The sequence below is a fragment of the Roseibium sp. RKSG952 genome (assembly GCF_009711355.1).
Genome location: NZ_SMMF01000952.1, coordinates 126,378 through 133,578 on the forward strand (window position 1 = coordinate 126,378; position 7,201 = coordinate 133,578).

At 51.2% G+C, this 7,201-nt stretch carries 4 protein-coding genes; 3 read left to right on the top strand and 1 reads right to left on the bottom strand.

The genetic code is table 11. The features are described 5' to 3' along the window. Window positions 1-4 precede the first annotated feature (4 nt). The gene (locus tag E1297_RS34710; RefSeq protein WP_155146220.1) at window positions 5-3,349 is read right to left on the bottom strand and encodes a heparinase II/III family protein; all 3,345 of its coding nucleotides are present in this window, start codon (window positions 3,347-3,349) and stop codon (window positions 5-7) included. A 385-nt stretch (window positions 3,350-3,734) separates the two neighbouring features. On the opposite strand from E1297_RS34710, the gene gshB reads away from it, so the two are divergent. The 3 genes from gshB (at window position 3,735) to E1297_RS34725 (ending at window position 7,148) form a co-directional block, all read left to right on the top strand. Next, entirely contained in the window at window positions 3,735-4,676 is a 942-nt protein-coding gene (gene gshB / locus E1297_RS34715; RefSeq protein ID WP_155146222.1) for a glutathione synthase, read from the top strand. A gap of 160 nt (window positions 4,677-4,836) precedes the next feature. Beyond that, window positions 4,837-5,940, top strand: coding sequence for a hypothetical protein (locus E1297_RS34720; protein ID WP_155146224.1), 1,104 nt, complete (start codon window positions 4,837-4,839; stop codon window positions 5,938-5,940). A gap of 401 nt (window positions 5,941-6,341) precedes the next feature. Then, complete coding sequence (locus tag E1297_RS34725; RefSeq protein WP_196223471.1) at window positions 6,342-7,148, top strand: glycosyltransferase family 4 protein; 807 nt, start codon at window positions 6,342-6,344, stop codon at window positions 7,146-7,148. The last annotated feature ends 53 nt before the right edge of the window (window positions 7,149-7,201 follow it).

Below are 7,201 nucleotides of genomic sequence, written 5' to 3' on the forward strand. Positions count from 1 at the left end.
GCGGTTAAAGGATAACCTCACTGTCGCCGAATGCGATCTTGTCGACACCGTAAAGGCTGTTCGACCCGAAGTCGCCATCTGAAAGGTCGAGGTCGGTCAACTGCCAATGGGTTCCAAGATCGACGAGTTCAAAATCCGCAGCCATGCCCAGAACGATTACGTCGTCATACCCTTCTCCGGCTTGGATGACGTCGTTGCCTGCGCCTAGAACATAGGTGTCGCTTCCCGCTCCGTCCGCATAAGCATTGATCGCGAGGCCGTCGATGAAGATTGTATCCGTCCCGGAGAAGTCGATCCGTTCGACGTCATAGAGATAATTGCGGCCGAGATCGCCATTGTCCCCGAGTCGATCCCAGAGCACCGAGTAGCTTCCCCTGGCAAAGAACGAAAAGTCGCCCTTTGCCGCATCAACCTGCAGCACGTCGAACCCGTCGCCTGCGTAGCAGCGATCGTTGCCCTCGCCGAGCTGGATGCTGTCGTCGCCGTCATAGGTGCGTATATCGTCATTTCCGGCACTGCTCAGGACAACGTCATTGCCTTTTGTGCCTGTCTGCCGCTCGCCTGCCTCGCTGCCGAACAGCACCGTGCCCGACGAGCGGTCGGTGAAGTTGATGGCTTCGGCATTCTGGATCTGGTTGGTCCCGAGGTCGCCGTCCGAGGTGTTGAGGTCGATCACCGTCAGTAGGCCGTTATCGATCCGTATGTCGAAGTCATCCAGATGGCCACGCAGGATCACATCATCCGCTCCTGCCCCACAGTCAATAATGTCGTTCCCGCCGCCAAGTACGTAGGTGTCGTTGCCAATGCAGGCCTCATAGAGATTGACTGCCTCATCGTCGATGAAGATCTGATCATAGCTGCCTTCGAAGGTGATCCGCTCGACGTCGAACAAATAGTTCCGGCCCAGATCGCCATCCGATGCATCCCGGTCCCACAGGAGCACATGATCGTCTCGAACAACGGCTGTGTGCGAGCTCTTCGATCCGTTCACGATAGCCGTATCGAAGCCGTCCTGACCATAAAGTCGATCTTTGCCGGCTCCAAGAACGATCGTGTCGTCGCCCGCGCCCAAGCGTATGAGGTCATTGCCGCTGCCATTGACAACCCTGTCGGTGCCCGCTCCGAGACTGACCCGGTCAATGCCGTCGCCGTCCTCGACCGTGTTGCTGTCCCTCAGGTCGTAGATGATGTCATTGCCTGCGCCGCCGAGGATATAATCGTCGCCAAACCCGCCGATAATACGGTCATCGCCTGCTCCCCCCTCGACACGATCAATTCCGGCGTAGCCATTGAGAACATCATTTCCCTCTGTTCCCACTACCCAGTCATCCGCATTCGTGCCCTTGGCGACAGGTCGTGGCCCTGTGTCTATGGTTGCAGGATCAGGCCGCTCAAGGAGGTTGACCACACAGCCGCCCTGCCCGTCGCCAAGTACTTCATAGACATATCCGTCATACTCGACCCGGCAGAGATAGCCGCCCCCATCGGTTGTTTCCGTGGCCATGACCAGCTCGGGAGCTTCCTCGCGGGATGCGGTGAATGCGGCTGCAAACCAGGCGTCTCCGGCAAGATCGTTGAGTTGCAACTCGACCACGGGGGCTGCCTCGATTTCATAGAACCCGGGCGACACCCAGCCCTGCATCCGGTCTTCGCCTGCAAAACCGTTGAAATAGCCAAGTTCAAGCCCGTCGCTACCGGCAAACGCGACATCGCCGTGAATGCCGTTCTGGCTGAACGTGGGGTTCAGGGAAGCGGTCAGGCCATATGCGGCAGGGTCGAAATGCCAGCCAAGCGTATAATCGTGGCTGCCGCTGCCCTTGTTGTCGATATAATCGAAGACAAAAGTGACACCGGCCTCTTTCAGCACCACCACATCGCGTTCCATCGAAATCGTATCGTAGGTCTCGCGCATATGTGTCTGATAGAGATCGGGCGTCATACCGTCCGGCAGCTCCGGAGCGGGCACATTGATTACATAGTTGAAATCGCGCTGAAGACTGACGGCTGAATAGGCGTCCGTGTCCGTTACGGACAGGATATTGGTGTCGCTGTCGGAGCTGACGCCGTCGACCAACACGACATTATGTGCCTGAGAGTGCTCGAAATAGAACTCCTTCAGGCTGTCACTGTAACCGAAGTCATAGCCGAACGGATTGATGTTGTCGTAGCTGTAGGGGCCGCCTGAATCGACCAGTATACGTTCTCCGAAAAGGCTCAGAAGCACGTTTGAATTGTCGTAGTGGCCGTGGGAGTGCAATGCTGGTGTTGCGTCGATGAGCACCCGCATGTCGCGGTCGTCTTCCCAGACATATTCGGGTCTGACGATCACATAACCGGATTGCTCAAAGTGGTTGAGGTCCGCCGGCCGGGTGCCTTCCTTGCCGCGGCTGGTGATCCATTGTGAAACGGGAGACAAATACTCCCCGCTGCGGGCCACCTGATTGATGTAGAAGGCCCCGGACAAGCCACCAAAAAAGGTATCGCCGACCTCACTGACATACATGTCGTATTTTTCGTCGGCCGGGCGGCGAGACAGGAGGTCGAATTCGTACATCCTGGTGATCAGGCCTTCGAAGTCGACGCCCAGCTCGTAGCCTTGAGATGAAATGCTCTGGATGGCTTCCAGAACGAGACCGAGGTCCAGCCGGTGATAGGTGAAGGACTGTTCCGAGGTCACGCCTTCTTCCGTATAGACCAGCGTATTGATGATCTCTTCGACAACGTTCAGGCCATAGGCCAGCAAGCTGGCAGCATCGGTTTCATGGAGTGCCGAAGCCGGATCAACCTCGCCAAAAACGCTGGCGTAGGAGGAGAGCGCCATGGAATGGAAGAAACGGTGGTTGTTTCCCGCCCAATGCTCCTCCTGAGACAGCTGATAGAGCACCTGATCACGCTGGATTTCCAGCGAGTTCCGCAGAAGCGCCGCTTCTTCATCCGTGAAGGAGATCCCGTAACCGGCCTCCGGCTTTAAATAGGTTTCATACCAGTAGGCAATGTTCGACAGCCGGAAGGCATTGGTGCCGTCGTGATAGGTCAGCAGGTGTGTCGGCTGACCGCCGTCGGAATTGTCTGTCGCAAAATCCAGAATGAGGTTCTTGACATATTCTGGAAACTCGTCGAATTGACCGGCCCGAAACGCGGCTTCTCCGGCATAGGCCCAGCCCATGGATTGGTAATAGGCCGCATGGATCCTGGAGTTGTAGGGATCCTCGGTCCAATCCGGGTTTGCGGGGATTTGCATCGTCCCGAGGTTTTTGACGATCTCGATTTCACCGTTGAGCCAAAGACCGATGTGGTGATCGGAGGTGTAGCGGGCCTGTTCGCGAGGCCAAAGAATTGCGCCGGGCATACGCGTCTCCCAATTGCTGATCAGGCATGGTTACTCGCGCGCACCGTACATTCCGGTTCCACCCGATTTCCAACCTGGAAAATGGTCCCGGCGCAGCAGCGCCAGAGTAATGTTCGGCTTGTGCGAAACAATTTTCATACCAAGCGGAAAAGCCGGTTTTCCGGGCAATACCGGTCCAGGAATGCCAGAATGACGCAGTGCGTTCCGGTTTTCGAAAGCGCATCAATGCAAAATGGAAACACTGGTCCGCGAACTCTTGGCAGGCACCTGTTGGTGCGTCAAGGTTGCGATTGCCCACTGGACAAACCCCCTTCGGGTCAGCATATCTGGCCCTCGTTCCAAATGTCTGCCCAACGCGCTGTTGCGCCCCGCCGGGAGTTCTTCAATGGCCCTCAAGGTCGCGGTCCAGATGGACCACATTTCCTCGATCAACATTGCAGGAGACAGCGCGTTTGCGCTGATGCTGGAGGCTCAAAGGCGCGGGCACGCGCTTTTTCACTACACCCCGGACCGGCTGGCGATGATCGGCAATGATGTCTATGCCGGACTGGAACCGGTCGAGGTGCGGGACGAAAAGGGCAATCATTTTTCATTGGGCGAACGCCAACGCACAGACATGGCCGATGTCGATGTGGTGCTGATGCGGCAGGATCCGCCCTTCGATCTTGCCTATATCGCGGCGACCCACATGCTGGAAAAAATCCACCCGAAAACACTGGTGGTAAACGACCCGGCGCATGTCCGTAACGCGCCGGAGAAGCTGTTTGTCACAGAATTTGCCGATCTGATGCCGCCGACGCTGATCACCCGCGATCGGGACGAGATCGACCTGTTCCGGGCAGAATATGGCGACATCGTCATGAAACCGCTGTTCGGCCACGGGGGCGCAGCCGTCTTCCGGATCACGCGCGACGACCTCAATTACGGGTCATTATACGACTTTTTCGCCGCGACCTTCCGCGAACCCTGGGTGGTCCAGCAGTTCCTGCCGAATGTCAAACACGGCGACAAGCGCATCCTTCTGGTGAATGGCGAATTTGCCGGCGCGGTCAACCGCGTTCCGGCGGAAGGTGACCTGCGCTCCAACATGGTGCGCGGCGGCGCGCCGGCCGACAGCGACCTGACCGGCCGCGAGCGCGAAATCTGCGCCCGTCTTGGTCCGTCGCTGAAGGAAAAAGGTTTAATCCTGGTCGGGATCGACGTGATTGACGGCTGGCTGACCGAAATCAACGTCACCGCCCCCACCGGCATCCGCGCCATCCAAAACCTCGGCGGCCCCGACGTGGCCGCCATGGTGTGGGATGTGTTGGAGAACAAGCACACATGAACTTATTACCATTCAATTATTTTATGAATATAATGTACGGTATGCTGTCGCTGCATTTGTACGGTGGACGTTAGTTTGAATGGTGCTCATATCGTTGGAATATGATACCTAGTGGTTGCTTCTCTATTGCAAATAGAAAATTAAAGAGAGGATAGAAATTTTGAAATTTGAACAGTTAAAAAATGTTGATTTGGACAGGATGAACGTTCTTGCGCTGGGAGATAGATTAAGCTCAGCCTATCAATCTATTGTCGAAGTTACAAATCTTTTTGGAAAATTAACATATACTTCCGAGCATGGTTTTAGAGATGTGCAGGATTTTATTGATTATCTCAGAGGTCAAACATTTAATATAGTCATGATGCCGAATCCTTATGGTAATGGTCGGCGTCTCGCAATTTATCGTGCATTAAAAGGAATGACCTTTCCGGTAGTAGTGTGGGATCGGGGCGGTCTCCCTGATTCATGGTTTTTTGATACGGGCTTTAACGCTGATAGTGAAAGTTATCGCTTGCTAAATTGGGACAAGAAACTCCCTATCGGCGCTGATGATGAAATCGAATCATACATTCAGCATTTAAAAGAAGAAGCTTTTCCTCTTGAGCGTCAAGGACCAAGAGTTGGAGGGCGCGCGCTAAGAAAGAAACTGGGCCTTGACGGAAAAAAAATCCTATTTGTTCCGTTTCAAAGGCCTTCTGACACGACTGTGAAGTATTTTTCTGGTTCAGTATCGAGCTTTGAACAATTCGTCTCTTTGATTGATGATATATCGAATCTGTTGGCCATACATTCGCCTGAATGGTCAATAGTAGCAAAACGTCATCCGCTTGAGGTTAAAAACCCGCCTGCTGGAGTGATTTTTGTAGAAGACGATGTACATATTCATGATCTTTTAGATGCCTGCGATGCAGTATGTTTGATAAACAGCGGTGTTGGCTTATTGGCCGCCGCGTTCAACAAGCCTGTTTTATATTTTGGTAAAACATATTATGGGCACCCAAAATTGAACCGCAAGGTGGAAACAGCTGACGATGTTGTTGTTTATCTTCAGGATGATCTTTTTATAGTCGACAAGTGCACACGGAATCGATTATTTTTTCATTTAAAAAATCGGATATACTCATTTGGAAAATCGAAAATGGAAATTGTTAAGCAAAAGGATGGGTCACTTAGAAATATTGTAAGAGAGATAGATTTTTACGACGTAAAATTGCCCGCTTGTGTATCTAAATTAAAAAAAAAATTCTCTTTATTACCCCGGTGATACCTCTGCCTATAAATCGAGGCAGTGCTCAGAGGACGGATCAAAGTATTCGTGCGCTCATTGATAATGGGTATTTTGTAGATCTTATTGTTCTGAACAGAAGTGAGCCCAATAATTCTCCAAGGGATATTGAAGAGCGCCTCGAAAAAGCATATCCCGAATCTACAACTACGGTTCATAACCATCCATCGTTTTTGAAAGCAAAAAATAGATTTTACCTCAAACCGATTTATTATTCGCATGTCTTAAGACGGTTCTGCGATGCGGTGACTCTACGAACATTAGAGATCTGTAACGAGAAGGAGTGTCCAAAAACATTCAAGAATTCTGTTCGTGAAATGATTCTGAAAAACAAGTATGATGTGGTCTTTTGCAATTATGCTAAAATACAAGGATCATACTTGGCAAAATTTGAAGGTGCTAAAGTCGTAGACATACACGACCTTCAGTGGACGCGCATAAGAAACACGCTGAAAATCAAGAAAGCTCCGAGCGTTATCTCAAGCTTTAAACTGTGGAAGTTCAAGCGTTCTGAGAAGAGTGCGCTTAGGAAGTTCGATACAATTATTGCCATTTCAAAAAGTGAGATGAGCGGGATAAAGGAACTTGCTTGCAATCAAACCGATGTAAGGTACCTGCCGGCTACATTCGATATTAAATCCGTAAAACAAGATTTACCGGAACAGATATGTCACGATCTTTTGTTTGTCGGATCGAATTCCGATCCCAATAGAGATGGGCTTATCTGGTTCCTTGATAAAATTTTTCGAAATATCTTAAAGCATCGTCCGGACACTACGCTGCGTATTGTTGGCAGAATAAGTTCAAATGAGCAAGTAAAACCTAGAATGGCAGCGTTCTCGGACCGTATCATGATCGAGGGTTTTGTTGAAGATATCGCAACCGTTTATCACAATTCGAAGGTTGTCATTTGTCCGATTACGTATGGAACCGGAATGAAAATTAAAACAGTTGAGGCTTTGACGCATTCCTGCGCTGTTGTTGGTACAAGCATAGCATTTGATAGTATCGATGTTAAGAACGGACATGATGCATTTGTCGAGGATGACGCAGACAGTTTCTGCAATGGTGTTCTGCAGCTGCTTAGCAATTCTGAATTGAGAAATTCTATGCGGGAACGCGCTAAAGAGGTCTCAAGACGTGATCATAGTTTTGAAACTGCGATTTCGGTTTTTGGTCGCATATGAAAATCTCAAAAATGATGTCTGATTGTCCTGCTTTAGTAATCACCTGACAGTTC

Coding starts and splice junctions, on each gene's coding strand:
- gshB (WP_155146222.1), top strand. CDS start 3,735: ATGGCCCTCAAGGTCGCGGTCCAGATGGACCACATTTCCTCGATCAAC.
- E1297_RS34710 (WP_155146220.1), bottom strand. CDS start 3,349: ATGCCCGGCGCAATTCTTTGGCCTCGCGAACAGGCCCGCTACACCTCC.